This is a genomic window from Klebsiella sp. KTE92, assembly GCF_000398905.1.
GTDB lineage: Bacteria > Pseudomonadota > Gammaproteobacteria > Enterobacterales > Enterobacteriaceae > Klebsiella > Klebsiella variicola.
This window is the reverse complement of record NZ_KB976100.1, coordinates 770,936-795,502: the sequence shown is the minus strand read 5'-3', so window position 1 is coordinate 795,502 and position 24,567 is coordinate 770,936. Positions and strand designations below refer to the sequence as shown.

Sequence of the window (24,567 nt, the reverse complement as noted above, 5' to 3'; positions counted from 1 at the left end):
GATGGCCCTGTTTCGCTATCAGGCACTGGACCCGCAGGGCAAAACCCGCCGCGGCGTTCAGCAGGCCGACTCCGCCCGCCACGCCCGCCAGCTGCTGCGGGACAACGGCTGGCTGGCGCTGGAAGTGACCGCCGCCGACCCGGCGCGCCGGCTGTGGCGCGGCGGATCCCTCACCCGGCGCACCAGCGCCGGTGATTTAGCCCTGCTCACCCGCCAGCTGGCCACCCTGGTTGCCGCCGGGATCCCGCTGGAAAAAGCGCTCGATGCCGTCGCCCAGCAGTGCGAAAAGGCGCCGCTAAGAACGTTAATGGCCGGGGTGCGCAGCAAAGTACTCGAAGGCCATTCGCTGGCGGAGGCGATGCGCGGCTATCCCGCCTGCTTCGATGGACTGTTCTGCGCCATGGTGGCGGCTGGCGAAACCTCCGGCCATCTCGACGGCGTGCTGAACCGGCTGGCGGACTATACCGAGCAGCGCCAGCAGCTTCGCGCCCGCCTGCAGCAGGCAATGATCTATCCCATCGTGCTAACGCTGGTCGCCATCAGCGTGATCGCCATTCTGCTCTCCACTGTGGTCCCAAAAGTCGTTGAGCAGTTTGTTCATCTGAAACAGGCCCTGCCGTTCTCCACCCGGCTGCTGATGAGCCTGAGCGATATCGTGCGCAGCGCGGGGCCCTGGCTGGTGCTGCTGTCGCTACTGGCGCTGCTGACGCTGCGTTATCTGCTGCGCCAGCCCGGCCGGCGGCTCGCCTGGGACCGGATGCTGCTGCGCCTGCCGGTCATCGGCCGCGTGGCGCGCAGCGTGAACAGCGCACGCTACGCCCGCACCTTAAGCATTCTCAATGCCAGCGCGGTGCCGCTGCTGCTGTCGATGCGCATCAGCGCCGGCGTCCTCAGCAACGCCTGGGCGCGCAGCCAGCTGGCGGCGGCCAGCGAATCGGTACGCGAAGGCGTCAGTCTGCATCGGGCGCTGGAATCCACCGCCCTGTTCCCGCCGATGATGCGCTACATGATCGCCAGCGGCGAGCAGAGCGGCGAGTTGACCGCGATGCTGGAGCGCGCGGCGGAGAACCAGGACCGGGAGTTGAGCGCGCAGATCCAGATGGCCCTCAGTCTGTTTGAACCCCTGCTGGTGGTCACCATGGCCGGCATGGTGCTGTTTATCGTGCTGGCTATCCTGCAGCCGATCCTGCAACTGAACACCCTTATGAGTATGTAACTGTATTAATGGAGAAAACTATGCAACGGCAACGCGGTTTCACGTTACTGGAAATTATGGTGGTGATCGTCATTCTCGGCATTCTCGCCAGCCTGGTGGTGCCCAACCTGATGGGCAACAAGGAGAAAGCGGACCGCCAGAAAGTCGTCAGCGATCTGGTGGCGCTCGAGGGGGCGCTGGATATGTATAAACTGGACAACAGCCGCTACCCCAACACCGAGCAGGGACTGCAGGCGCTGGTGACCGCCCCGGCCGCCGAGCCGCACGCCCGCAACTACCCGGAAGGCGGCTATATCCGCCGCCTGCCGCAGGACCCGTGGGGAAATGAGTATCAGCTGTTAAGCCCGGGTCAGCATGGCGCCATCGACGTCTTCAGCGTCGGCCCGGACGGGATGCCTGACACCAATGACGACATCGGCAACTGGACCCTCGGGAAGAAATAGTGTCTCAGCGCGGTTTCACGCTCCTTGAGATGATGCTGGTCCTGCTGCTGATTGGCGTCAGCGCCAGCATGGTGCTGCTGGCGTTTCCCTCCGCCCGCACCCAGGAGGCTACGCAGATCCTGGCGCGCTTTCAGGCGCAGCTGGATTTTGTCCGCGAGCGCGGGCAGCAAACCGGTCAGCTCTTCGGGATCGTCATCCACCCTGACCGCTGGCAGTTTATGCGCCTGCAGCCTGCCGACGAAGACGCTCCGGCGGCGGCTGATGACCGCTGGGGCAACGCGCAGTGGCTGCCGCTGCAGGCCGGACGCGTCACCACGGCGGAAACCCTCCCCCGGACCAGGCTGACGCTGCGCTTTCCCGACGGCCAGGCGTGGACGCCAGGCGAGCAGCCCGACGTGCTGATCTTCCCAGGCGGCGAAGTCACACCGTTTCAGCTGCGGATTGACGCCGCGACGGGCATCACCATCGACGCCCAGGGTGACAGCCAGCCGCTGGCGGCGCGGGAGCAGCCATGAAACGCCAGGCCGGGATGACGCTTATCGAAGTGATGGTCGCGCTGGTGATTTTCGCCCTCGCCGGTCTGGCGGTGATGCAGTCCACCCTGCAGCAGACGCGCCAGCTTGGGCGTATGGAAGAGAAAATCCTCGCCAGCTGGCTGGCGGATAATCAGCTGGTGCAGCTGCGGCTGGAGAAACGCTGGCCCGCCCTCAGCTGGTCCGAAACCACCGTGGAAGCCGCCGGAACGCGCTGGTTTGTCCGCTGGCAGGGAGTGGAAACCGCGCTGCCGCAGCTGCGGGCGCTGGACGTGGAGGTCCGGCGGCAAAAAAGCGATCCCGCGCCGCTGGCGACCCTGCGCACCTGGGTGACGCCGCCATGATAACGAAAATGCGCGGTTTCACCCTGATTGAAACGTTGCTGGCGCTGGCTATCCTCGCCGTCCTTAGCGCCGCCGCCGTGATGGTGCTGCAGAACGTCATCCGCGCCGATGGCCTGACCCGCGAGAAGAGCCAGCAGATCGCCGCCCTCCAGCGCGCCTTTCGCCAGATCGCCGACGATGTCACGCACATCATTCCCCGTCGCGCCAGAAACAGCGACACGCTTTTCTTCGCCGGACGTTTCCAGTTGCAGAGCGACGACTGGGGGCTGGCCTTCAGCCGCAGCGGCTGGCCGAACCCACTGGGGATCCTCCCACGTTCGGAGATCCAGAACGTCAGCTACCGTCTGCGCCAGCAACAGCTTGAGCGACTGAGCTTCGATCAGCAGGATCCGCTGACCGGCAGCCAGCCGACGGTTCGGGTGGTATTGCGCGAGGTGACGGCGTTTCGTCTGCGCTTCTACGCCGACGGACGCTGGCAGGAGACCTGGGATCGCTCGCAGACGCTGCCGCAAGGGCTGGAGATCACCCTGACGCTGGCGAACAGCGGGGAGATAACCCGCCTGTTTTTACTCACCCCGGGAGGCAGCCAGTGAAAAATCGGCAACGCGGCATCGCGCTCCTGATGGTGCTGTTCATCCTTGCCCTGATGATGATCCTCGCCAGCGCCATGACCGAACGCACCGCGGTCATGTATCAGCATACCGCCGTGACCCTCGATAATCTGCAGGCCAGATGGTACGCCCTGGCGGCGGAAAACATGGCCGCCGCGCTCCTGCAACGCGACGCGCTGGACTCGCCCAGTCAAACGAACCTGGCGCAAACCTGGGCGCAGGAGGGGCGCCGCTTTACCCTCGACAATGGCGAAATCCGCGCCACGATCCGCGACGGGCGCGCCTGCTTTAACCTCAATGCCATCAACCACCGCGCGGATGAGACCAGCGGCGAAACGCCCTACCCGACCGACGTCTTCGTCCGGCTGTTGGCGCTGCTCGGCGAATCGCCGCTGCGCGCCAGCCAGATCGCCGCTGCCCTTGGCGACTGGACGGACAGCGACGGCCAGCCGCGGCTGAACGGAGCAGAGGATGAGGTCTATATGGCGCAAACCCCAGGCTATCTCGCCGCCAACCAGCCGATGCAGGATGTCAGCGAGCTGCGCCTGCTGGCGGGTATGGACGCCGCCCTCTATCAGCGCCTGCTCCCCTTCGTCTGCGTCCAGCCGGATGACGCGCTGCAGGTCAATGTCAACACCCTGCGGCCCTCCCAGGCCCCCCTGCTGGTGGCCCTCTTTCCCGGCGAGCTGACGCTGCAGGAGGCGCAACAACTGCTGCACAACCGCCCGCGAACCGGGTGGAGCAGCGTCGCTGCGTTTCTCGCGCAGCCGACGCTGCAGAAAACCGATACCACGCTTGCCCGCCCCTGGCTGAAGGTGCACAGCACGCGCTTTATCGCCGCCTTTACCGTGGTGACCGGCAATCTTCGCTTTCAGCTGCACAGCGTCCTGCAACAGGAGGGGCGCACGTTTACCGTCGTCCAGCGGCGATATGGACTTTCTATGGTGGTCGATGAATAAGTTTAACGCTTCTCCCCAGGCCATGCTGATCGTGCGCTTCGCCCCCGGGCTGGCGCCGCTGCACTGGCAACTCTTCGCCCCCGGCGAGCCACACCACGAGGCCAGCGGCCGGTGGCCGGCTGAGGACGCCAGCCCTTTCCCGGCGCTGGCGGCGCACTACCCCGCCTGGGTGCTGATCCCGGCCAGCGACTGCGCGTTTCACTCGCTCACCCTGCCGGCGGGCTTGCGTAAACCGCCGCTGCAGGTCGCCCCATTCCTGCTGGAAGAGCAGCTGGCCGACGATGTCGAAGCCACCCATTTTGCCTTGCTCCACCGCCAGCAGGCGCAGTGCGAGATCGTCGCCGTACAGCGGCAAAAAATGCGCGACTGGCTGGCCCGCTGCGAGTCGCTCTCCCTTCGGCCCCTGGCGTTGACGCCCGACGTGCTGGCCCTGCCCTGGCATCCGCCAGCGTGGAGCGCGGTGCAGGTGGACGAGCAGTGGCTGATCCGCCACCAGCCGTGGGGCGGCATGGCGGCGGAAAACGTCTGGCTGACGGAGCTGCTGCAGAGCGAGGCGGAAGAACCAGTCATCGACAGCTATTCACCGCCGCCCGCGGCGCCGGGCGTCTGGCGGGCGCAACCTACGCAGACATTGCTGACCCTTGCCGCACGCTATCCGGCAGCGCAGAAGCTCAGTCTGCTGCAGGGGGAGTTTGCCGTCCGTCGGCGGCGGACTGTACAGGCGACCAGGCGTTCGGCGCAATATGCCGCACTGGCTCTGGCGTTACTGGTGGGGACAAACAGCGTGCTGGACCATCTCGATCTGGTGCGTCAGGCCGAGGCGGCGCAGCAGGCCAGCCGGGCTTTCTATCACCGCTGGTTTCCGACGGAGAAAAAGGTGATTAATCCGCGACTGCAGATGCAGCAACACCTGCAAACCCTCGCCCGTCAGGCGCAGCATGCCCCCCTCGTCGATCGCCTCAGCGCGCTGCAAAACATCCTCAGCGACACGCCGGGGATCCGCCTGCGGACGCTGAGCTGGGATGCCGCGGGCAACCGTCTGCAGCTGGATATCGCCGCGGTCTCTTCCCGGGCGCTGGAGCAGTTCACCCAGCGGGCGCAGCCGCGGTTTCGCGTCCGGCCAGGCGACATGACCACGAAACCGGATGGCATTGAGGGACAACTGACGCTGGAGGAAAACAATGGCTAATCTGCTTATCTGGTGGCGGCAGCGCACGCCGTCCGAACAGCGCCTGCTGCTCGGACTCGCGGGGCTGCTGGTGGTATGCGCCCTCTGGTACGGATTGTGGCAGCCCTGGCGAGCCCGTGAGGCGCAGTGGCGACAAACCCTGATGAAAGAGCAGGCCAGCCTGCGCTGGATGACGCAGCAGAGCCCGCGCCTGCAGCAGCTCAGCCAGCAGCCCACGCCGACGGCAAAAGAGGCGCTCACCGCCCTGGTGATGCGCGAGGCGGCGAGCCACGGGCTGGCCGTCGCCCGCCTGCAGCCGCAGGGAAAACGTCTGCAGGTCACCCTCCAGCCCTGCACCTTCCAGGCGCTGATGGCGTGGCTCGACGCCCCGGCGATGCGTGGCGTCAACGCGGTCTCCCTGTCCGTGACCGGGCAGCCGTCGCGGCCCGGCTGGGTTATGGTCAACCATCTGCTGCTGGAGCGCGACGATGAAAGCTAAAGGGATCGCGGGCGGACTGCTGCTGGTCCTCTATCTGTTGTGGCTCACCGCTACCGCCCCGGCGCGCCTGCTGGTCCCGATGCTGCCGCCCGGCGTACAGGTGGGCAGCCTCAGCGGCAGCGTCTGGCGCGGCGCGGCGCAACCGGTCTACTGGCATGGCGAACGGCTTGAACGACTGGCGTGGTCGCTGACCCTGGCTGGCTGGCAGGTCTCTCTCAGCGATCCCCGCGGTGTGGAGGGTCAGGCCCGGCTGTGGGGCCTGCGCGATCTGCGCCTGCAGGAGGGGTGGCTCACCGCCCCCGCCAGCCTGCTCAGCCGCTGGCTGATGTCGACCATGCCCGTCAGCGCCGAGGGAGAGGTCACTTTCAGCCTGGCCGAAGCGCACTTCAGCGAGGGGCGCTGCCGACAAATCACCGCCGGAGGCGCGCAGTGGCGTCAGGCCCGACTGCACTCCCCGGTCGGCAGCCTGGAGCTGGCCCAGGTTAATGGCACCTTCCGCTGTACGGCGGACGGCGCCGTGGCGCTGACCCTCCGCCAGGATTCTCATCAGCTGAGCCTCAGCGGCCAGGGGACCCTGTCGCCCGATGGCCGCTATCTGTTTCGCGGTACGCTACAGCCCCGGCAGGGAATGCCGCCGCTGTTGGCGCTGCTGGTGACGCGCCCCGCCGCTAAAAACGAGCCGGGTCGCACACCGTGGCAGATTCAGGGAAAATGGTTACCCCAGGAGCAAAAATGACGACATTAACGGCATTATCGCTGCACTTTCCCCTTGTCTGGTATGGCTTCCTGCTGCTGTTCGGCCTGGCGCTGGGCAGCTTTTACAACGTGGTGATCTATCGTCTGCCGCGCATGTTGACCCAGACCGCGGACGACGAGCGGATAACCCTCAGCACCCCGGGCTCCTCCTGCCCGCAGTGCCGCCAGCCGATCGCCTGGCGGGACAATATCCCGCTGCTCAGTTTCCTCTGGCTGGGCCGTCGCGCCCGCTGCTGTCAGGCGCCCATCGCGTGGAGCTATCCGCTGACCGAGCTGGCCACCGGCCTGCTGTTTATCCTCGCCGGGGCGCTGCTCGCGCCGGGCCTGCCGCTGGCGGGCGGCCTGCTGCTGCTCTCGTTCCTGCTGATGCTGGCGCGGATTGACGCCCGGACCCAGCTGTTGCCCGACCGTCTGACGCTGCCCCTGCTGTGGGCCGGGCTGCTGTTCAATCTTAACGAGGTGTACATTGCCCTGCCGGACGCGGTCGCCGGGGCGATGGCCGGTTATCTGGCGCTGTGGTCGGTCTACTGGCTGTTCCGCCTGCTGACCGGGAAAGAGGCGCTGGGCTATGGCGATTTTAAGCTGCTGGCGGCGCTGGGCGCCTGGTGCGGCTGGCAGGTTCTGCCGCAGGTGCTGTTGCTCGCCTCGGCCTGCGGGCTGGTGTGGACCCTGCTGCAGCGCCTGTGGACCCGGCAGTCGCTGCAGCAGCCGCTGGCCTTCGGCCCCTGGCTGGCGCTGGCCGGAGGGGGCATTTTTCTCTGGCAGCAGATGGTCTAGCGGTTACTGCCCGCCTGGCCGGGCAGGATACCGCCCGGCCAGACGGCTACGAATATTTTTTGCTGCGCCGGGTCGGGGCGGTGTTGGCCGGATCGTCCGGCCAGACGTGTTTCGGGTAGCGTCCCTTCATCTCTTTTTGCACCTCGCGGTAGCTTCCCTGCCAGAAGGCGCTCAGATCGCGGGTGATCTGCAGCGGACGCTGGGCGGGCGACAGCAGCTCCAGCACCAGCGGCACCCGCCCCTCGGCGATAACCGGCGTCGTCGCCTCGCCGAACATCTCCTGCATACGTACCGCCAGCGCTGGCGGGTTCTCCGCATGGTAACGGATCGCCAGACGGCTGCCGGTCGGCACGGTATAGTGCGTCGGCAGCTCGCGATCCAGCTTCTGGCGCAGCGGCCACGGCAGCCAGTCCTGTAGCGCCTGACGCAGATCCAGTGCCTTCAGCGCCCGCAGCGAGTGAACGCCGTTCATCTGCGGCAGCAGCCATGCCTCCAGCGAGGCCAACAGCGAAGCGTCATCCACCGCGGGCCACGCCTCTTCCGGCAACCACTGCGCCGCACACTGCAGCCGCAGTCGCAGCTGCTCAGCCTCTGGCGTCCAGTTGAGCACACCGAGGCCTTTCTCACGAATACCGTTGAGCATCGCCTGATGCAGCTCCGCCTCAGAGGGCTTCGCCAGCGGCTGGGTCTTGATCACCAACTGGCCTATCACCGTCCGCCGCCAGGCTTTCAGCGTCCCCTGCGCTTCATCCCACTCCACCGTGTCGGAACGCTGCGCCAGCTCGGGACGGGCGGCGATCAGCTCGCCGATATCCACTGGCAGAGCCAACAGCATGCGGGCATCCGGCGAGGCGCTGCCCTGCAGCAGCAGCGGAGCGATCAGCCACTCATGGCGGCCCAGCGCGTCGTCGGCGTCCAACATCGCGCCCATGCCGTTCGCCAGCTGGTAGCGCCCCTCCTGACCGCGGCGGCGGGCGATGCGATCGGCGAAGGCCGACGCCAGCAACTCCGCCATTCCTTCGGCATCGGGCTGGCCGCCGCGGCGGGCCAGACGCTTCATCAGCTGCTGCGCCCGCTGCTGCCAGTTGGTCTGCTGACGGGAAAAGACGGCGCCCAAATCCACCAGCCCGCCGCGCGGAGGCTCCTCAAGGATCGCCGCCAGCCTGGCCGCCGTCGCCGCCTCGTCATCGGTCTGCGCGGCGGCCAGCATCGCCGCCAGCCGGGGCTCGTTGCCGAGGGTCGCCATTTTGCGGCCAAACGCCGACAGCCGCTCGCCGTCCAGCGCCGAGAGCGCCTCCAGCAGGCGGCGCGCGGCGGCCAGGTTCACCGCGGGCGGCTGATCCAGCCAGGCCAGCGCGGCCGGATCGTGGCAGCCCCACTGCAGCAGCTCCAGCAGTAGCGCCGACAGATCGCTGTGCAGGATCTCCGGCTCGCTCTGCGCCGCCGCCCGTTCCGCCTGTTCTTTGCCGAGCAAATGCAGGCAGATCCCCGGAGAGAGACGACCGGCGCGTCCGGCACGCTGCGTCATCGATGCCTGGCTGATGCGCTGCGTTACCAGCCGGGTCAGGCCGGTGCGCGGGTCAAAGCGGGCGACCCGCTCCTGGGCACTGTCGACCACCAGGCGGATCCCCTCGATGGTCAGACTGGTCTCGGCGATATTGGTGGCCAGCACCACTTTGCGCTTCCCGGCCGGCGCCGGGAGGATCGCTTTGCGCTGCTCGCTTAGGGGCAGCGCGCCGTACAGCGGGCAGAGGATGACATCCTCCGCCACGCGCTCCGTCAGTTGTTCCTGAACGCGCTGGATCTCACCGACGCCGGGCAGAAACAGCAGCATCGATCCCTGCTCATGTCGCAACAGCTCCGCTGCCGCCACCGCCACCGCCTCATCAAAGCGCTGGTGCGTGGGAAGCGGGTTGAAACGGCGCTCCACCGGATAAGCGCGCCCCTCCGAGACCACCACTGGCGCCTCAGGCAGCAGACGCTGCAGGCGATCGTTATCGAGGGTCGCCGACATGATCAGCAGCTTGAGATCGTCACGCAATCCCTGCTGGACGTCGAGCAGCAAGGCCAGCGCCAGATCCGCCTGCAGGCTACGCTCGTGAAACTCATCGAGGATCACCAGCCCCACACCCGCCAGCTCCGGATCGCGCTGGATCATGCGCGTCAGGATCCCCTCCGTAACCACCTCCAGGCGGGTCTGCGGCCCGACGCAGGTTTCGGCGCGCATGCGGTAACCCACGGTCTCCCCCGGCTTTTCGCCAAGCAGTTCAGCCAGCCGCTGCGCGACATTACGCGCCGCCAGGCGCCTCGGCTCCAGCAGGATAATGCGTCCCGCGATGTTGCCCTCGGCGAGGATCTGCAGCGGCAGCCAGGTCGATTTCCCGGCGCCGGTCGGCGCGTTGAGCAAAACCTGCGGCGCGTGCTGCAGGGCGGATAACAGTTCTGGGAGGACGGCGGCAACCGGCAATGAGGACACAAAAGGCTCCGGGGGTTAACATTCAGGGGCTCGCATTGTAGCATCCCCCTAATTCATTACCGAGTCTCTATCATGTCTGAGCCGAAAAGGCTGTTTTTTGCGCTTGAACTGCCGTCTGCCGTCCAGAAACAGATCGTCCAGTGGCGGGCAAGCCACTTCCCCGAGGATGCCGGCAGGCCCGTCGCGGCGGATAACCTCCATCTGACGCTGGCGTTTCTCGGCGAGGTGAGCGCGGAAAAACAGCGGGCGCTGGCCGCCCTCGCCGGCCGCCTCCGCCAGCCGGGCTTTACCCTGACGCTGGACGATGCCGGACAGTGGCTGCGCTCGCGAGTGGTCTGGCTCGGGACCCGTCAGCCGCCGCGCGGCCTGCTGCAGCTCGCCAGTATGCTGCGCGCTCAGGCGGCGCGCAGCGGCTGCTATCAGAGCCCGCAGCCGTTTCATCCGCATATTACCCTGTGGCGCGATGCCCGCCAGGCGGTGCCGATCCCGGCTCCCGGCTTTCACTGGTCGTTTCCGGTGAACGAGTTCGTGCTTTATGAGTCCAGCTTCGGCCGGGGGCGCACGCGCTACACGGCGCTGGAACGTTATCCGTTTCATAAGGAAAGTTGATGCAGTTTGATCCGCCGTTACAGCCCGCTATTTTGCTTAAACGTTACAAACGATTTCTTGCTGACGTGATTACCCCCAATGGCCGTGAGCTGACGCTTCACTGCCCCAATACCGGCGCAATGACCGGTTGCGCCGCCCCGGGCGACACCATCTGGTATTCCACTTCTGACAATGCGAAGCGCAAATATGCCCACACCTGGGAATTAACTGAAACGCAGCAGGGCGCGGTTATTTGCGTCAATACGCTGCGCGCGAATTCGCTGGCAAAAGAGGCGATTTCCGCCGGAATAATCCCTGAGCTTTCCGGCTATAACCAGCTGAAAAGCGAAGTGAAATATGGCGAAGAGAATAGCCGTATCGATATTATGTTACAGGCAGATGACCGACAAAACTGCTATATTGAAGTGAAATCGGTTACGTTGGCGGAGAAAGAATACGGTTATTTTCCCGATGCGGTGACCACGCGCGGCCAGAAGCACCTGCGGGAGCTGATGGCCGTCGCGGCAAATGGCGACCGTGCGGTGATTTTATTTGCCGTTTTGCATTCGGCAATTGACCGTTTCTCTCCCGCGCATCATATTGATGCCAGATACGCACAGCTGTTAACAGAAGCCCGCGACAAGGGGGTGGAAATTCTCGCCTGGAAGGCGGAACTTTCTACGACGAAGATGACTCTGAATAAGCCGATTGCCGTGGTGTTAAACCCCGGGAAATAAGTGGCTAAATAGTGTTCGGGTCGCAAGCGCGAATACGCTTTTCTTCACAGGGTTGTCAAGTGTAACGTTTAGATAATTGCTATCCGGAAAAGCATCTGCTATTTATAGCGGCCTGATTTTCCCCCACATGGGGATCGATAGTGCGTGTTAAGGAGAAGCAACATGCAAGAAGGGCAAAACCGTAAAACATCGTCCCTGAGTATTCTCGCCATCGCTGGGGTGGAGCCGTACCAAGAGAAGCCGGGCGAAGAGTATATGAACGAAGCCCAGCTGGCGCACTTCAAGCGTATTCTTGAAGCATGGCGTAATCAACTCAGGGATGAAGTGGATCGCACCGTAACGCACATGCAGGATGAAGCTGCCAACTTCCCGGATCCGGTAGACCGTGCCGCCCAGGAAGAAGAGTTCAGCCTGGAACTGCGTAACCGCGACCGCGAACGTAAACTGATCAAAAAGATCGAGAAAACGCTGAAAAAAGTTGAAGATGAAGACTTCGGCTACTGCGAATCCTGCGGCGTGGAGATCGGCATTCGCCGTCTGGAAGCGCGTCCGACTGCGGATCTGTGCATTGACTGCAAAACCCTGGCGGAAATTCGCGAAAAACAGATGGCGGGCTAATCCCCTGCTGCCTCACTCTCTGGCGGGAGTCTCTCCCGCCTGGTTCTGTTGTCCGTAACATGACTGACTCACGCTATATTGGGCGCTTTGCTCCCTCCCCCTCCGGTGAACTCCACTTCGGCTCTTTGATTGCCGCGCTCGGCAGCTACCTGCAAGCCCGCGCGAACCAGGGTATCTGGCGCGTTCGTATTGAAGATATCGACCCGCCGCGCGAAGTCCCCGGGGCCGCCTACACCATTCTGCGCCAGCTTGACCACTACGGTCTGCACTGGGACGGCGACGTGCTCTGGCAGTCGCAACGACATGAAGCTTACCGCGAGGCGCTGGCCTGGCTGGGTGAACAAGGGCTGAGCTATTACTGCACCTGCACCCGCGCGCGGATCCATGCCGTAGGCGGGATCTACGATGGTCACTGCCGCGACCTCGGGCTGGGGGCGGAAAACGCCGCGCTGCGCCTGCGCCAGACCCGTCCGGTGCTGCAGTTCACCGATCGCCTGCGCGGCACGCTGGTCGCCAACGAGCCGCTGGCGCGCGAGGATTTTATTATCCACCGTCGCGACGGCCTGTTTGCCTACAATCTGGCGGTGGTGGTTGATGACCACTTTCAGGGGATCACCGAGATCGTCCGCGGCGCTGACCTGATTGAGCCGACGGTCCGGCAGATTTCACTGTATCAGCATTTTGGCTGGCAGGCGCCGGACTACCTCCATCTGCCGCTGGCCCTCAATGCTGACGGGAATAAACTCTCTAAACAAAACCACGCACCGGCGCTGCCGGAAGGCGATCCGCGCCCCGAAATTGTCCGGGCGCTCCGGTTTCTTAATCAGGACATCGCCCAGGACTGGCAAGCCCTGAGCATGGACGATTTACTCAGTCAGGCCGTCGCCAACTGGCAGCCCGCAAAAATCGAGCATTCTCAAATGGCTCCCGCTGAGCTATGATTAGCCGCTATTTTTATACTGTACAGTTGATCTGAAGTCCGTCTGACACTACGAGGTGCACCATTTTTACCCGAGTCGCTAATTTTTGCCGTAAGGTGCTAAGCCGTGAGGAGCGCGAGGCAGAAGCCGCCGTCGAACCCATGCCTATGACGGTGATCCCGCGTGAGCAGCATGCTATTTCCCGCAAAGATATCAGTGAAAACGCCCTCAAGGTCATGTACCGCCTCAACAAGGCAGGCTACGAATCCTGGCTGGTCGGCGGCGGTGTCCGCGACCTGCTGCTTGGCAAAAAGCCGAAAGATTTTGACGTCACCACCAACGCCACACCGGATCAGGTGCGCAAGCTGTTCCGCAACTGCCGTCTGGTCGGGCGACGTTTCCGCCTGGCGCACGTCATGTTCGGGCCGGAAATCATTGAAGTGGCCACCTTCCGCGGCCACCACGAAGGGCACACCACCGATCGCGTGACCTCCCAGCAGGGCCAGAATGGCATGCTGCTGCGGGATAACATCTTCGGCTCGATCGAAGAGGATGCCCAGCGTCGCGACTTCACCATCAATAGCCTTTATTACAGCGTGGCTGACTTTACCGTTCGCGACTACGTCGGCGGCATGAAGGATCTGCAGGACGGCGTGATCCGCCTGATCGGCAATCCGGAAACCCGCTATCGCGAAGATCCGGTACGCATGCTGCGCGCGGTGCGCTTTGCCGCCAAGCTGGATATGCGTATCAGCCCGGAAACGGCTGAACCACTGCCGCGCCTGGCCACCCTGCTCCACGACGTGCCGCCGGCACGCCTGTTCGAAGAGGTGCTTAAGCTGCTGCAGGCCGGGTATGGCTACCAGACCTACATGCTGCTGCGCGAATACAACCTGTTCCAGCCGCTGTTCCCGACCATCACCCGCTACTTTACCGAGCGCGGCGACAGCCCGATGGAGCGGATCATCAGCCAGGTGCTGAAGAACACCGATAACCGCATTCATAACGACATGCGCGTCAATCCGGCCTTCCTCTTCGCGGTGATGTTCTGGTATCCGCTGCTGGAGACGGCGCAAAAAATCGCCCAGGAGAGCGGCCTGGCGTACTACGACGCCTTCGCTCTGGCGATGAACGATGTCCTGGACGAAGCCTGCCGTACGCTGGCGATCCCTAAACGCATCACTACCCTTATTCGTGATATCTGGCAGCTGCAGCTGCGCATGTCCCGTCGCCAGGGCAAACGCGCCTGGAAACTGATGGAGCATCCGAAATTCCGTGCCGCCTACGATCTGCTGGAGCTGCGCGCCGGGGCGGAAAACAACAGCGAACTGCAGCGTCTGACCAAATGGTGGGGCGAATTCCAGGTCGCCGCGCCGCCGGAACAAAAAGACATGCTCAACGACCTCGGGGACGATCCGGCGCCACGCCGTCGCCACCGCCGTCCGCGCAAACGCGCGCCGCGTCAGGGTAACGCATGACTCTGGTCTATATCGCGCTTGGCAGTAACCTTGCTTCTCCGCTGGAGCAGGTGCAGGCAGCCATCCGCGCGCTGGGCGATATTCCGCACAGCCGCGTGGTGAACGTCTCTTCGTTCTACCGCACGCCGCCGCTGGGCCCGCAGGATCAGCCGGACTATCTCAACGCCGCCGTCGCGCTGGAAACCACCCTGGCGCCCGATGCGCTGCTCGATCACACTCAGCGCATCGAGCTGCAGCAGGGTCGGGTGCGCAAAGCTGAACGCTGGGGACCGCGCACGCTCGACCTCGACATCATGCTGTTTGGCGATGAGGTCATCAATAGCCCGCGCCTGACCGTTCCGCACTATGATATGAAAAACCGCGGCTTTATGCTCTGGCCGCTGTTCGAGATCGCTCCGGATCTCCATTTTCCTGACGGCCCTGCGCTGCGCGCCGTGCTGGATGATCTGGGCGCGGAAAAACCCGCGAGCTGGTAATCCCCTCTCCTTTTTTAGCATTTGCGGCGATCGTCGTAATCGGTTGCCCAAAATCATTGCCCCTCTGAATGCTGCTGTTAGAATGCCGGTTAATATGACTTTCATCATCAGGAAATGTTATGAAACCGACCACCATTGCCCTGCTGCAGAAATGCAAACAGGAAAAGAAGCGCTTTGCCACCATTACCGCCTACGACCATAGCTTCGCGAAGCTGTTCGCCGATGAAGGCATTAATGTGCTGCTGGTGGGCGATTCCCTGGGAATGACGGTACAGGGTCACGACTCCACCCTGCCGGTCACCGTGGAAGATATCGCCTATCACACCCGCGCCGTCCGCCGCGGTGCGCCGAACAGCCTGCTGCTTGCCGACCTGCCGTTCATGGCCTATGCCACCCCCGAACAGACCTTCGAAAATGCGGCCATCGTGATGCGCGCTGGCGCCAATATGGTCAAACTCGAAGGCGGCGCCTGGCTGGCCGATACCGTGAAGATGCTTGCGGAACGCGCGGTGCCGGTTTGCGGCCACCTCGGCCTCACGCCGCAGTCGGTAAACGTATTCGGCGGGTATAAAGTGCAGGGGCGCGGCGATGCAGCGCAGACCCTGTTTGACGACGCATTAGCGCTGGAAGCGGCTGGCGCGCAGCTGCTGGTGCTGGAGTGCGTCCCGGTAGAACTGGCGAAACGCATTACCGACGCCCTGACCATTCCAGTGATCGGCATCGGCGCGGGCAACGTCACCGACGGGCAGATCCTGGTGATGCATGACGCATTCGGGATCACCGGCGGCCACATCCCTAAATTCGCCAAGAATTTCCTTGCCGAAGCGGGCGACATCCGCGCCGCGGTACGGCAGTATATTGCCGAAGTTGAATCCGGGGTCTATCCGGGCGAAGAACACAGTTTCCATTAAGGAGTCTTGTTGTGCTGATTATTGAATCCGTGCTGCTGCTGCGTCAGCATATCCGCCGTCTGCGTCAGGAAGGTAAGCGTATCGCGCTGGTTCCGACGATGGGCAACCTGCATGATGGTCATATGAAGCTGGTTGATGAGGCTAAAGCCAGCGCGGACGTGGTGGTGGTCAGTATTTTCGTCAATCCGATGCAGTTTGACCGCGCCGACGACCTGGCGCGCTATCCGCGCACCCTGCAGGATGATTGCGAAAAGCTGAACAAGCGCCATGTCGACTTTGTCTTCGCGCCGACGCCGGCGGAAGTTTATCCCCAGGGCACCGAAGGCCAGACCTACGTCGACGTCCCCGGCCTGTCCACTATGCTGGAAGGCGCCAGCCGCCCGGGCCACTTCCGCGGCGTGTCGACCATCGTCAGTAAGCTGTTCAATCTGGTTCAGCCGGACGTCGCCTGCTTCGGCGAGAAAGATTTCCAGCAGCTGGCGCTGATCCGCAAGATGGTCGCCGACATGGGCTACGATATCGAGATTATCGGCGTGCCGATCGTCCGCGCGAAAGATGGCCTGGCGCTGAGCTCGCGTAACGGCTACCTGACCGCCGACCAGCGCAAAATCGCTCCCGGCCTCTACAAAGTGCTGAGCGCGGTGGCGGAAAAACTGGCCGCCGGCGATCGCCAGCTCGATGAGATCATCGCTATCGCTGAACAGGAGCTGAATGAAAAAGGCTTCCGCGCCGACGACATTCAGATCCGCGATGCCGACACCCTGCTTGAGCTGACGGATGCCAGCCAGCGCGCGGTGATCCTGATGGCCGCCTGGCTGGGTCAGGCCCGCCTGATCGACAACCAGATCGTCACGCTCGGTCAGTAGACAGCGGGTAAAAATCGGGCAATACTTGCCCGGGCTTTTCTCAGGGCGGACGACCTGTCCGCTCTGCTACATTAAGGTTGAAGGGTAGAAGTTATGATGCGTAATATGCTGCAGGGCAAGCTCCACCGCGTAAAAGTCACGCAGGCTGACCTGCACTATGAAGGTTCATGCGCCATTGACCAGGATTTCCTGGATGCGGCCGGTATTCTGGAGAATGAAACCATTCACCTCTGGAACGTCACCAACGGCAATCGTTTCTCCACCTATGCGATTGCCGCCGAACGGGGTTCCAGAATCATCTCCGTCAACGGCGCCGCCGCGCACTGCGCCAGCGTCGGCGATATCCTGATCATCGCCAGCTTCGTCACCATGTCGGACGAAGAGGCGCGCACCTGGCAGCCTAACATCGCCTACTTCGAAGGCGACAATGAAATGAAGCGCCAGGCGAAAGCCATTCCGGTGCAGGTCGCCTGATGACCGCGGCGCTGCGCTCAGGCGCAGCGCCGGTATTACCCCTGCGGCTGGTTACTGATCAGCCGCGACATCGTCTCCAGCGAATCCGTGCGTAAGATATATAACCGCTTTAACAGAAACGGATTGTCACCCGGCTTCACCTTCCCACGCACCGTTGTCACCGCCATATGAAACCCGGCGTCATTCGCCGCCTGCACCGCCGTGGCGTTATAGCCGCCGAAGGGATAGGAAAGGTAGAGAACATGTGGATTAAACTGGCTGAGCGCCCGGCGCGAGCGGGCGAAATCAAACAGAATATTATGGTAATTGCGGCTGAATAAAATCGGCCGGCGGCCGGCGTCAACCCGATGCAGGAAGTGGGTATGCGACTGAATATCAAAAACATCCTGGATCTGCCGGAGCTCAGAAATACTCATGAACTGCAGCGATTTCGGATCCCATTTCTGCGGATGGCGCTTAATACGCGAGGAGATAATAAACGCGGTGGCATGAAAACCGTACTGCTTTAGTACCGGATAGGCGTAACGGTTTACCGATTTCAGGCCGTCATCGAAGGTGATGACCACTGCCCGCGCCGGAAGGTTGATTTTATTACGCACATAGCCTTCCAGCTGATACAGGGTCAGCGTGGTATAGCCCTGATCGCGCAGCCAGGTCATCTGGTTGTTGAAGGCGCGTACCGAGGTCGTGGTCGAGGTATGGCGGAAACGGGTGTTCTCTTCGTCGCGCAGAATGTGATGATAGGTCAGTACGGGAATACCATTATCTTCCTGTGCATCCAGACTGCTGACCCACGCCAGCCGGTCGCCAATGCGGATCTGAAACCAGGTCTGATTGAGCCGGTCTTTTAGCTTGCTGAGGATCGGATAGCGCAGGTTAGTGGCCAGCGTACCAAACGGCACGCTGCTCACGGCGGGTATGTTGTAGAGCGGCGTATCTTTCCAGGTGAGCAAATTCTGGTTACTCAACGGTTTATTGAGATCCCCCAGTCGGTCCTCCACTCGCTGCTTACCCTGTACCGGCTCGAGGTGGCCTTTATCAATAAACCCGGTGCCGAAGCCGAAGCGAAATTCATAATAGTCAGCCGCCGTCGGGACGACCGCGAGGATCTGCCCGGCACGCACATTGCCGACGCTGACCACATGATTCCCCACCTGCGCCCAGATGACCGCATCTTCGGTGGTCTGCATATAGTGTACAGGCTTGCCCTGCTGGCTAAGCAGACTGGCGGAAGCGCTGAGCGAGGTCAGTAAAAGAAGCAGCGTAAAAAATCGGGCAAGCATGCGCATCGAACCGGTAAACCATCAACGGCAGTTATTGTAACAAAAGCAGCATCTGTCACGCTGTTTAATTTCCGAAGGTATCATGGCGCAAGCGGAACGGGGGATTCTTCTGCTGCTGATGCCACAGGCTGCTCACCATCGGCCCGCCTGCGCTGACGATGGCCTGGCGAAACGCCTCGCTGCTTAACGTGTTCCGCAGCAGATACATTCGCTCAAGTAATGAATAGCTGACGCCGGAGATCACTTCGCAGTGGGTATGTTTGTGGCTCATCAGCGCCGCGGCCCGATAAGGCGCCGCGCCGGTTCTGTCGGTCAGGAAAATGACCCCGTCCCCGGAGTCGGTGGCATGCAGCGCATCGCACATCATCCGGCTCAACATATTACTGCTGAGATTGCGCCAGTAATTGACCGCCCGGCACTGGGCCAGCGGACCAAATTTTCGTTCAAGACGATCCAGCATCTCCTGCGCCAGCTCATCGTGGCAGGTAATGACCCAACCAAGCATGCTTCCCTCCTTAGCCAGCCAACAATGTAGCAAGGGGAGGATGACGTATCGGTGATGGCGGTCAAAGATAAGCGGTTAGCGCTTCGCGTATTGGCATCAGGAAGCGCTAACCGTGATGAACATCAGCTGCGCAGGCCGCGGCCGCGCTGGATTAACGACCAGCAAAGCAGATAGAAGGCGACGATGAAGACCACCAGCACCGCAAAGGTGGTCACCAGCGGCACATCGTTGATACCCAGGAAGCCGAAGCGGAAACCGCTGATCATGTAGACGATGGGATTCAGATGCGACAGCCCCTGCCAGAACGGCGGCAGCAGGGTCAGCGAGTAGAACACCCCGCCGAGGTAGGTCAGCGGCGTCAGCACAAAGGTCGGGATCAGGCTAATGTCGTCAAAGGTCTTGGCAAACACCGCGTTCAACAGGCCCGCCAGCGAGAACAGCACCGCGGTGAGGATCAGCGTCAGGGCGACAAACAGCCAGGAGTGAACCTGGAACGGCACAAAGAACAGTGATACCGCCGTCACCAGGATCCCCACGCACAGTCCGCGCGCCACGCCGCCGCCAACGTAGCCAGCGATGATCACATGCGTCGGCACCGGCGCCACCAGCAGCTCTTCAATATTGCGCTGAAACTTGGCGCTGAAGAACGACGAGGCGACATTGGCATAAGCGTTGGTGATCACCGCCATCATGATCAGGCCCGGCACGATAAACTGCATATAGGTAAAGCCGTGCATCTCGCCGATGCGCGACCCGATCAGGTTGCCGAAAATCACGAAGTACAGGGTCATGGTGATCACCGGCGGCACCAGCGTCTGGATCCAGATGCGCATAAAACGGTGGATCTCTTTGGTCCAGATGCTTTTCAGCGCGACCCAATAAAGCTGCATCATGCTGACTCTCCTTTTCGCTCATGCACCAGCGTGACAAACAGCTCTTCCAGACGGTTAGCTTTGTTACGCATACTCAGTACCTGCACCCCCTGGGCGCTCAGTTGGGCAAAGACGCTGTTAATCCCCTGCTCGCGCAGAACCTCGACTTCCAGCGTCGAGGTATCGACCAGTTGATACTGGTAGCCTTCGAGCTTCGGTACCGGGCTTTTTGGCGCGAGGTCGAGAATAAAGGTCTCTGACTTCAGCTTCGACAGCAGCGCTTTCATCGAGGTGTTTTCCACCAGCGCGCCGTGCTGGATGATGCCGATGTTGCGGCATAGCATTTCGGCCTCTTCGAGATAGTGGGTGGTCAGGATAATGGTGGTTCCGCGATCGTTCAGATCCTTAAGAAAGCCCCACATTGAGCGACGCAGTTCAATATCGACGCCAGCGGTCGGTTCGTCGAGGATCAGCAGCTTCGGCTCATGCATTAGCGCGCGGGCGATCATCAGGCGACGCTTCATCCCGCCGGAGAGCATCCGCGCGCGTTCGTTGCGTTTTTCCCACAGATCGAGCTGTTTTAGGTATTTTTCGCTGCGGGCGACAGCTTCTTTGCGTTCCACGCCGTAGTAGCCCGCCTGGTTAACGACAATCTGCTGCACGGTCTCGAACGGATTGAAGTTAAACTCCTGCGGCACCAGGCCAAGCTGGCGCTTGGCGTTGACGACGTCTTTTTCCAGATCGTAGCCAAAGACATTGACCTGACCGGAGGTTTTATTCACCAGCGAACTGATGATGCCGATAGTCGTGGATTTTCCGGCCCCGTTCGGCCCCAGCAGGGCATAGAAATCGCCTGCTTCAACCTGCAGGTCGATTCCCCGCAGCGCCTGAACCCCGCCGGGGTAGGTTTTTTTGAGCTGTTTTAATTCCAGAGCAATGGTCATTAAATATCTCTTCTCGTGTCGTGACACGTCATTAACCCGCCTGACTCACGTTTGCGTTCTACTGGCGCTGGCGCCGCCAACGCATCGGTAGCCTGACGTATCACGGGTTAAGATGGTTTTAAAAAAGGTGAGCTTACCCTATATTAGCGCAACGCACTTACTTGGTTACAGGCCGATAACGTCCATGAATGATATAGATACACTCATCAGCAATAATGCACTATGGTCAAAAATGCTGGTGGAAGAGGACCCCGGCTTTTTTGAGAAACTGTCGCAGACGCAGAAACCGCGCTTCCTTTGGATTGGCTGCTCTGACAGCCGCGTTCCCGCTGAGCGACTTACCGGCCTGGAACCTGGCGAACTGTTTGTCCATCGTAACGTCGCTAACCTGGTGATCCACACCGACCTGAACTGCCTGTCGGTGGTGCAGTATGCCGTCGATGTCCTCGAAGTCGAGCACATTATTATTTGCGGCCACTACGGCTGCGGCGGCGTGCAGGCGGCGGTGGAAAACCCGGAGCTGGGGCTTATCGACAACTGGCTCCTGCATATCCGCGATATTTGGTTCAAGCACAGCTCACTGCTAGGTGAAATGCCGGAGGAGCGCCGTCTGGATACCCTTTGCGAACTCAACGTGATGGAGCAGGTGTACAACCTGGGACATTCGACGATTATGCAATCGGCGTGGAAGCGCGGACAGAAGGTCACCATCCACGGCTGGGCATATGGCATTCACGACGGGCTGCTGCGCGATCTGGATGTCACCGCCGTGAGCCGGGAAACCCTCGAACAGCGCTATCGCCACGGCATCTCCAACCTCAAGATCAAGCACATCAACCACAAATAGCCTTCAGGCTTAGCCCCCCTGGAGAGCGCGGCGCGCGCTGTCCTGGGGGGATATCTCTTACTCGTCCAGCAGGGTAACTTTGCCAATATACGGCAGATGACGGTAGCGCTGGGCGTAGTCGATACCGTAGCCCACCACGAACTCGTCCGGAATGGCGAAACCGACGAACTCAACCGGGACATTCACTTCACGACGGCTTGGTTTATCCAGCAGCGTACAAATGGCCAGCGATTTCGGCTCGCGCAGGCTGAGGATCTCACGCACTTTAGACAGGGTATTGCCGGAATCGATGATGTCTTCCACGATCAGTACATCTTTACCACGGATGTCTTCATCCAGATCTTTGAGGATTTTCACATCACGGGTGGTGGACATGCCGCTGCCGTAGCTGGAGGCGGTCATAAAATCGACTTCATGCGGCACCTGCACTTCACGGCACAGGTCGGCCATGAACATAAATGAGCCGCGAAGCAGCCCCACCAGCACCATTTCGCTGCCGCTGTCCTGATAATGTTCGTTGATTTGACGACCCAGTTCCGCGATGCGCGCTTTGATCTCGGATTCCGGGATCATCACTTCTACAGTATGTTTCATAAGACTAACCATTTGATTCTAAATATAAATCATCAAAGCCGCTGCTTTCGCCCCGACGATGACCGGCAAGCCATCCAGTATACCAGCAAAAAGAAATCTTCGGTGCAGGGATTAATAAAGCCATATTTGTGATTCCGATCACACTTGTTAAAACCTATAATTAATTGCAGTTAAAAAATTAACAAACACATGAGTAACTTTCTATGGCTGAAACAAAGTCTCAACAATCAAGGCTCCTGGTGACGCTGACTGCGCTATTTGCAGCGTTCTGCGGCCTCTATCTTTTAATCGGCGGAGCATGGCTGGTCGTGCTTGGCGGCTCCTGGTACTACCCTATCGCCGGTCTGGTGATGCTGGGCGTGACCGTGATGCTGCTGCGCGGCAAACGCGCTGCGCTGTGGCTGTACGCTGCGCTGCTGCTGGCGACCATGATCTGGGGCGTCTGGGAAGTCGGCTTCGACTTCTGGGCGCTGACGCCGCGTAGCGATATCCTCGTCTTCTTTGGCATCTGGCTGATCCTGCCCTTTGTCTGGCGTCGTCTGCCGGTGCCTTCCGCTGGCGCCGTTGGCGCGCTGGTCGTCGCCCTGCTGATCAGCGGCGGCATGCTGACCTGGGCTGGTTTTAACGACCCGCAGGAAATCAACGGCACCCTGAGCGCCGACGCCACCCCGGCCGCGCCGATCTCCAACGTTGCCGACGGCGACTGGCCGGCCTATGGCCGCAACCAGGAAGGCCAGCGCTTCTCTCCGCTGAAGCAGATTAACGCCGACAACGTGAAGAACCTGAAGGAAGCCTGGGTATTCCGCACCGGCGACCTGAAGCAACCGAACGACCCGGGTGAAATCACCAACGAAGTGACGCCGATTAAAGTCGGCGACACGCTCTTCCTGTGTACCGCCCACCAGCGTCTGTTCGCGCTGGACGCGGCCACCGGTAAAGAGAAGTGGCATTTTGACCCGCAGCTGAACGCCGATCCGTCGTTCCAGCACGTCACCTGCCGCGGCGTCTCTTATCACGAAGCCAAAGCGGATAACGCGCCTGCCGACGTCGTCGCCGACTGTCCGCGCCGTATTATCCTGCCGGTGAACGATGGCCGCCTGTTCGCGGTGAACGCCGACAACGGTAAGCTGTGCGAAACCTTTGCCAATAAAGGTATTCTCAACCTGCAGACCAACATGCCGGTCACCACGCCGGGTATGTATGAACCCACTTCTCCGCCGATTATCACCGATAAGACCATCGTGATTGCCGGCGCGGTCACCGATAACTTCTCAACCCGCGAGCCGTCTGGCGTCATCCGCGGCTTTGATGTGAATACCGGTAAACTCTTGTGGGCCTTCGATCCGGGTGCGAAAGATCCGAACGCCATCCCGAGCGATGAACATCACTTCACGCTCAACTCACCGAACTCCTGGGCGCCTGCCGCCTACGACGCTAAGCTGGATCTGGTCTATCTGCCGATGGGCGTGACCACCCCGGATATCTGGGGCGGCAACCGCACGCCGGAGCAAGAGCGTTACGCCAGCTCGATTGTGGCGCTGAACGCCACCACCGGTAAGCTGGCCTGGAGCTACCAGACCGTCCACCACGATCTGTGGGATATGGATATGCCCTCCCAGCCGACGCTGGCGGACATTGAGGTTAATGGTAAAACCGTACCGGTCGTCTATGCCCCGGCGAAAACCGGCAACATCTTCGTACTGGATCGCCGTAATGGCGAGCTGGTGGTCCCGGCCCCGGAAAAACCGGTTCCGCAGGGCGCTGCCAAAGGGGATTACGTCGCCAAAACCCAGCCGTTCTCCGATCTGAGCTTCCGTCCGAAGAAAGATCTGACCGGGGCGGACATGTGGGGCGCCACCATGTTCGACCAACTGGTGTGTCGCGTGATCTTCCACCAGATGCGCTATGAAGGTATCTTCACCCCGCCATCTGAGCAGGGCACTCTCGTCTTCCCGGGTAACCTGGGGATGTTTGAATGGGGCGGTATCTCCGTCGATCCGAACCGTCAGGTGGCTATTGCCAACCCGATGGCGCTGCCGTTCGTCTCTAAACTGATCCCACGCGGCCCGGGCAACCCGATGGAGCCGCCGAAAGATGCGAAAGGCTCTGGCACCGAGTCCGGCGTGCAGCCACAGTACGGTGTCCCGTACGGCGTCACCCTGAATCCGTTCCTGTCGCCGTTCGGTCTGCCGTGCAAACAACCGGCCTGGGGCTATATCTCCGCGCTGGATCTGAAAACCAACGAAGTGGTATGGAAAAAACGTATCGGTACTCCGCAGGACAGCCTGCCGTTCCCGATGCCGGTTAAGCTGCCGTTCACCATGGGGATGCCGATGCTTGGCGGTCCGATCTCCACGGCCGGTAACGTCCTGTTCATCGGCGCGACCGCAGATAACTACCTGCGCGCGTACAATATGAGCAACGGCGAGAAGCTGTGGGAAGCCCGTCTGCCAGCCGGCGGTCAGGCCACCCCAATGACCTACGAAGTGAATGGCAAACAGTATGTTGTCATCTCTGCCGGCGGTCACGGCTCGTTCGGTACCAAAATGGGCGATTACATCGTCGCCTATGCGCTCCCGGATGACGCCAAATAAAACGCAAAACGGCAACGAAAGTTGCCGTTTTTTTTGTGTTTATCCCTTCTCCCCATGGAAGATGGCAGTAGGCCGCAG

28 protein-coding genes are annotated in these 24,567 nt (G+C 61.5%); 21 read left to right on the top strand and 7 right to left on the bottom strand.

Annotation, left to right across the window (positions count from 1 at the left end; genetic code table 11):
• Position 1 precedes the first annotated feature (1 nt).
• From gspF to A1WC_RS21295, 10 genes are read left to right on the top strand one after another with little or no spacing between them, the layout of a single operon-like run.
• A complete protein-coding gene (gene gspF, locus A1WC_RS21250) occupies positions 2–1,216 on the top strand; it encodes a type II secretion system inner membrane protein GspF (RefSeq protein WP_012542823.1) in 1,215 nt (404 codons plus the stop codon).
• Between the two features lie 20 nt (positions 1,217–1,236).
• Complete coding sequence (gene gspG / locus A1WC_RS21255; RefSeq protein WP_002889054.1) at positions 1,237–1,659, top strand: type II secretion system major pseudopilin GspG; 423 nt, start codon at positions 1,237–1,239, stop codon at positions 1,657–1,659.
• Complete coding sequence (gene gspH, locus A1WC_RS21260; RefSeq protein WP_008807378.1) at positions 1,659–2,174, top strand: type II secretion system minor pseudopilin GspH; 516 nt, start codon at positions 1,659–1,661, stop codon at positions 2,172–2,174. Before gspG ends, gspH begins: the two co-directional genes overlap by 1 nt.
• A complete protein-coding gene (gene gspI, locus A1WC_RS21265) occupies positions 2,171–2,536 on the top strand; it encodes a type II secretion system minor pseudopilin GspI (RefSeq protein ID WP_004894160.1) in 366 nt (121 codons plus the stop codon). Before gspH ends, gspI begins: the two co-directional genes overlap by 4 nt.
• On the top strand, positions 2,533–3,129 hold the full coding sequence (gspJ, locus tag A1WC_RS21270) for a type II secretion system minor pseudopilin GspJ (protein WP_008807379.1): 597 nt from the start codon (positions 2,533–2,535) through the stop codon (positions 3,127–3,129). The genes gspI and gspJ overlap by 4 nt, the downstream gene beginning before the upstream one ends.
• The gene (gspK, locus tag A1WC_RS21275; protein WP_016160312.1) at positions 3,126–4,106 is read left to right on the top strand and encodes a type II secretion system minor pseudopilin GspK; all 981 of its coding nucleotides are present in this window, start codon (positions 3,126–3,128) and stop codon (positions 4,104–4,106) included. Before gspJ ends, gspK begins: the two co-directional genes overlap by 4 nt.
• On the top strand, positions 4,099–5,295 hold the full coding sequence (gspL, locus tag A1WC_RS21280) for a type II secretion system protein GspL (RefSeq protein WP_032691130.1): 1,197 nt from the start codon (positions 4,099–4,101) through the stop codon (positions 5,293–5,295). Before gspK ends, gspL begins: the two co-directional genes overlap by 8 nt.
• Positions 5,288–5,773 carry a type II secretion system protein M gene (locus tag A1WC_RS21285; RefSeq protein WP_012968921.1) on the top strand — a complete coding sequence of 162 codons (486 nt, stop codon included), beginning with the start codon at positions 5,288–5,290 and terminating at the stop codon, positions 5,771–5,773. Before gspL ends, A1WC_RS21285 begins: the two co-directional genes overlap by 8 nt.
• Positions 5,763–6,509 (top strand): type II secretion system protein N, encoded by a 747-nt coding sequence (locus A1WC_RS21290; protein ID WP_016160310.1) that lies wholly within the window; start codon positions 5,763–5,765, stop codon positions 6,507–6,509. The genes A1WC_RS21285 and A1WC_RS21290 overlap by 11 nt, the downstream gene beginning before the upstream one ends.
• Positions 6,506–7,306: a prepilin peptidase gene (locus A1WC_RS21295; protein ID WP_008807384.1), complete on the top strand. Its 801-nt coding sequence runs from the start codon at positions 6,506–6,508 to the stop codon at positions 7,304–7,306. The genes A1WC_RS21290 and A1WC_RS21295 overlap by 4 nt, the downstream gene beginning before the upstream one ends.
• Before the next feature lie 46 nt (positions 7,307–7,352).
• Here A1WC_RS21295 and hrpB read toward each other — a convergent pair whose 3' ends face one another.
• Positions 7,353–9,782 (bottom strand): ATP-dependent helicase HrpB, encoded by a 2,430-nt coding sequence (gene hrpB / locus A1WC_RS21300; RefSeq protein WP_016160309.1) that lies wholly within the window; start codon positions 9,780–9,782, stop codon positions 7,353–7,355.
• 72 nt (positions 9,783–9,854) lie between these two features.
• On the opposite strand from hrpB, the gene thpR reads away from it, so the two are divergent.
• The 9 genes from thpR (at position 9,855) to panD (ending at position 16,850) form a co-directional block, all read left to right on the top strand.
• The gene (gene thpR / locus A1WC_RS21305; RefSeq protein WP_008807387.1) at positions 9,855–10,391 is read left to right on the top strand and encodes an RNA 2',3'-cyclic phosphodiesterase; all 537 of its coding nucleotides are present in this window, start codon (positions 9,855–9,857) and stop codon (positions 10,389–10,391) included.
• On the top strand, positions 10,391–11,107 hold the full coding sequence (sfsA, locus tag A1WC_RS21310) for a DNA/RNA nuclease SfsA (RefSeq protein WP_016160308.1): 717 nt from the start codon (positions 10,391–10,393) through the stop codon (positions 11,105–11,107). Before thpR ends, sfsA begins: the two co-directional genes overlap by 1 nt.
• Before the next feature lie 162 nt (positions 11,108–11,269).
• A complete protein-coding gene (gene dksA / locus A1WC_RS21315; protein WP_007749299.1) occupies positions 11,270–11,725 on the top strand; it encodes an RNA polymerase-binding protein DksA in 456 nt (151 codons plus the stop codon).
• Positions 11,726–11,784: 59 nt separating this feature from the next.
• The gene (gene gluQRS / locus A1WC_RS21320; protein WP_016160307.1) at positions 11,785–12,666 is read left to right on the top strand and encodes a tRNA glutamyl-Q(34) synthetase GluQRS; all 882 of its coding nucleotides are present in this window, start codon (positions 11,785–11,787) and stop codon (positions 12,664–12,666) included.
• A gap of 62 nt (positions 12,667–12,728) precedes the next feature.
• Positions 12,729–14,123 carry a polynucleotide adenylyltransferase PcnB gene (gene pcnB / locus A1WC_RS21325; RefSeq protein ID WP_071582539.1) on the top strand — a complete coding sequence of 465 codons (1,395 nt, stop codon included), beginning with the start codon at positions 12,729–12,731 and terminating at the stop codon, positions 14,121–14,123.
• Positions 14,120–14,599, top strand: coding sequence for a 2-amino-4-hydroxy-6-hydroxymethyldihydropteridine diphosphokinase (gene folK / locus A1WC_RS21330; protein ID WP_012542831.1), 480 nt, complete (start codon positions 14,120–14,122; stop codon positions 14,597–14,599). Before pcnB ends, folK begins: the two co-directional genes overlap by 4 nt.
• Positions 14,600–14,718: 119 nt before the next feature.
• The gene (panB, locus tag A1WC_RS21335; protein WP_012542832.1) at positions 14,719–15,510 is read left to right on the top strand and encodes a 3-methyl-2-oxobutanoate hydroxymethyltransferase; all 792 of its coding nucleotides are present in this window, start codon (positions 14,719–14,721) and stop codon (positions 15,508–15,510) included.
• Positions 15,511–15,521: 11 nt separating this feature from the next.
• Complete coding sequence (gene panC / locus A1WC_RS21340; RefSeq protein ID WP_008807394.1) at positions 15,522–16,376, top strand: pantoate--beta-alanine ligase; 855 nt, start codon at positions 15,522–15,524, stop codon at positions 16,374–16,376.
• Between the two features lie 93 nt (positions 16,377–16,469).
• The gene (gene panD, locus A1WC_RS21345) at positions 16,470–16,850 is read left to right on the top strand and encodes an aspartate 1-decarboxylase (protein WP_008807395.1); all 381 of its coding nucleotides are present in this window, start codon (positions 16,470–16,472) and stop codon (positions 16,848–16,850) included.
• Positions 16,851–16,885: 35 nt separating this feature from the next.
• Here panD and A1WC_RS21350 read toward each other — a convergent pair whose 3' ends face one another.
• The 4 genes from A1WC_RS21350 to A1WC_RS21365 form a co-directional block, all read right to left on the bottom strand.
• A complete protein-coding gene (locus tag A1WC_RS21350; protein ID WP_016160306.1) occupies positions 16,886–18,139 on the bottom strand; it encodes a polysaccharide deacetylase family protein in 1,254 nt (417 codons plus the stop codon).
• A gap of 58 nt (positions 18,140–18,197) precedes the next feature.
• Positions 18,198–18,638 (bottom strand): PTS sugar transporter subunit IIA, encoded by a 441-nt coding sequence (locus A1WC_RS21355; protein WP_008807397.1) that lies wholly within the window; start codon positions 18,636–18,638, stop codon positions 18,198–18,200.
• Positions 18,639–18,760: 122 nt separating this feature from the next.
• The gene (locus tag A1WC_RS21360) at positions 18,761–19,531 is read right to left on the bottom strand and encodes an ABC transporter permease (protein WP_008807398.1); all 771 of its coding nucleotides are present in this window, start codon (positions 19,529–19,531) and stop codon (positions 18,761–18,763) included.
• On the bottom strand, positions 19,528–20,454 hold the full coding sequence (locus A1WC_RS21365) for an ABC transporter ATP-binding protein (RefSeq protein ID WP_008807399.1): 927 nt from the start codon (positions 20,452–20,454) through the stop codon (positions 19,528–19,530). The genes A1WC_RS21360 and A1WC_RS21365 overlap by 4 nt, the downstream gene beginning before the upstream one ends.
• A gap of 184 nt (positions 20,455–20,638) precedes the next feature.
• On the opposite strand from A1WC_RS21365, the gene can reads away from it, so the two are divergent.
• Positions 20,639–21,301, top strand: coding sequence for a carbonate dehydratase (gene can, locus A1WC_RS21370; RefSeq protein WP_004204385.1), 663 nt, complete (start codon positions 20,639–20,641; stop codon positions 21,299–21,301).
• 57 nt (positions 21,302–21,358) lie between these two features.
• On the opposite strand, the gene hpt is transcribed toward can, so the two are convergent.
• Both hpt and A1WC_RS27780 read right to left on the bottom strand, forming a co-directional pair.
• The gene (gene hpt, locus A1WC_RS21375; RefSeq protein ID WP_004204384.1) at positions 21,359–21,895 is read right to left on the bottom strand and encodes a hypoxanthine phosphoribosyltransferase; all 537 of its coding nucleotides are present in this window, start codon (positions 21,893–21,895) and stop codon (positions 21,359–21,361) included.
• Between the two features lie 4 nt (positions 21,896–21,899).
• Entirely contained in the window at positions 21,900–22,019 is a 120-nt protein-coding gene (locus tag A1WC_RS27780) for a hypothetical protein (protein WP_012542835.1), read from the bottom strand.
• Positions 22,020–22,098: 79 nt separating this feature from the next.
• On the opposite strand from A1WC_RS27780, the gene A1WC_RS21380 reads away from it, so the two are divergent.
• Positions 22,099–24,489 (top strand): glucose/quinate/shikimate family membrane-bound PQQ-dependent dehydrogenase, encoded by a 2,391-nt coding sequence (locus tag A1WC_RS21380; RefSeq protein ID WP_016160305.1) that lies wholly within the window; start codon positions 22,099–22,101, stop codon positions 24,487–24,489.
• Positions 24,490–24,567 lie beyond the last annotated feature (78 nt).

Bases quoted from the DNA above. Each gene is read 5' to 3' on its own strand.
- A1WC_RS21350 (WP_016160306.1), bottom strand. From the start codon at position 18,139: ATGCGCATGCTTGCCCGATTTTTTACGCTGCTTCTTTTACTGACCTCG.
- hpt (WP_004204384.1), bottom strand. From the start codon at position 21,895: ATGAAACATACTGTAGAAGTGATGATCCCGGAATCCGAGATCAAAGCG.
- panB (WP_012542832.1), top strand. From the start codon at position 14,719: ATGAAACCGACCACCATTGCCCTGCTGCAGAAATGCAAACAGGAAAAG.
- sfsA (WP_016160308.1), top strand. From the start codon at position 10,391: ATGCAGTTTGATCCGCCGTTACAGCCCGCTATTTTGCTTAAACGTTAC.
- gspJ (WP_008807379.1), top strand. From the start codon at position 2,533: ATGATAACGAAAATGCGCGGTTTCACCCTGATTGAAACGTTGCTGGCG.
- A1WC_RS21295 (WP_008807384.1), top strand. From the start codon at position 6,506: ATGACGACATTAACGGCATTATCGCTGCACTTTCCCCTTGTCTGGTAT.
- gspL (WP_032691130.1), top strand. From the start codon at position 4,099: ATGAATAAGTTTAACGCTTCTCCCCAGGCCATGCTGATCGTGCGCTTC.
- dksA (WP_007749299.1), top strand. From the start codon at position 11,270: ATGCAAGAAGGGCAAAACCGTAAAACATCGTCCCTGAGTATTCTCGCC.
- A1WC_RS27780 (WP_012542835.1), bottom strand. From the start codon at position 22,019: ATGGCTTTATTAATCCCTGCACCGAAGATTTCTTTTTGCTGGTATACT.
- A1WC_RS21365 (WP_008807399.1), bottom strand. From the start codon at position 20,454: ATGACCATTGCTCTGGAATTAAAACAGCTCAAAAAAACCTACCCCGGC.
- A1WC_RS21380 (WP_016160305.1), top strand. From the start codon at position 22,099: ATGGCTGAAACAAAGTCTCAACAATCAAGGCTCCTGGTGACGCTGACT.
- folK (WP_012542831.1), top strand. From the start codon at position 14,120: ATGACTCTGGTCTATATCGCGCTTGGCAGTAACCTTGCTTCTCCGCTG.
- A1WC_RS21355 (WP_008807397.1), bottom strand. From the start codon at position 18,638: ATGCTTGGTTGGGTCATTACCTGCCACGATGAGCTGGCGCAGGAGATG.
- A1WC_RS21290 (WP_016160310.1), top strand. From the start codon at position 5,763: ATGAAAGCTAAAGGGATCGCGGGCGGACTGCTGCTGGTCCTCTATCTG.
- gspI (WP_004894160.1), top strand. From the start codon at position 2,171: ATGAAACGCCAGGCCGGGATGACGCTTATCGAAGTGATGGTCGCGCTG.
- panD (WP_008807395.1), top strand. From the start codon at position 16,470: ATGATGCGTAATATGCTGCAGGGCAAGCTCCACCGCGTAAAAGTCACG.
- thpR (WP_008807387.1), top strand. From the start codon at position 9,855: ATGTCTGAGCCGAAAAGGCTGTTTTTTGCGCTTGAACTGCCGTCTGCC.
- can (WP_004204385.1), top strand. From the start codon at position 20,639: ATGAATGATATAGATACACTCATCAGCAATAATGCACTATGGTCAAAA.
- gluQRS (WP_016160307.1), top strand. From the start codon at position 11,785: ATGACTGACTCACGCTATATTGGGCGCTTTGCTCCCTCCCCCTCCGGT.
- gspF (WP_012542823.1), top strand. From the start codon at position 2: ATGGCCCTGTTTCGCTATCAGGCACTGGACCCGCAGGGCAAAACCCGC.
- gspG (WP_002889054.1), top strand. From the start codon at position 1,237: ATGCAACGGCAACGCGGTTTCACGTTACTGGAAATTATGGTGGTGATC.
- A1WC_RS21360 (WP_008807398.1), bottom strand. From the start codon at position 19,531: ATGATGCAGCTTTATTGGGTCGCGCTGAAAAGCATCTGGACCAAAGAG.
- A1WC_RS21285 (WP_012968921.1), top strand. From the start codon at position 5,288: ATGGCTAATCTGCTTATCTGGTGGCGGCAGCGCACGCCGTCCGAACAG.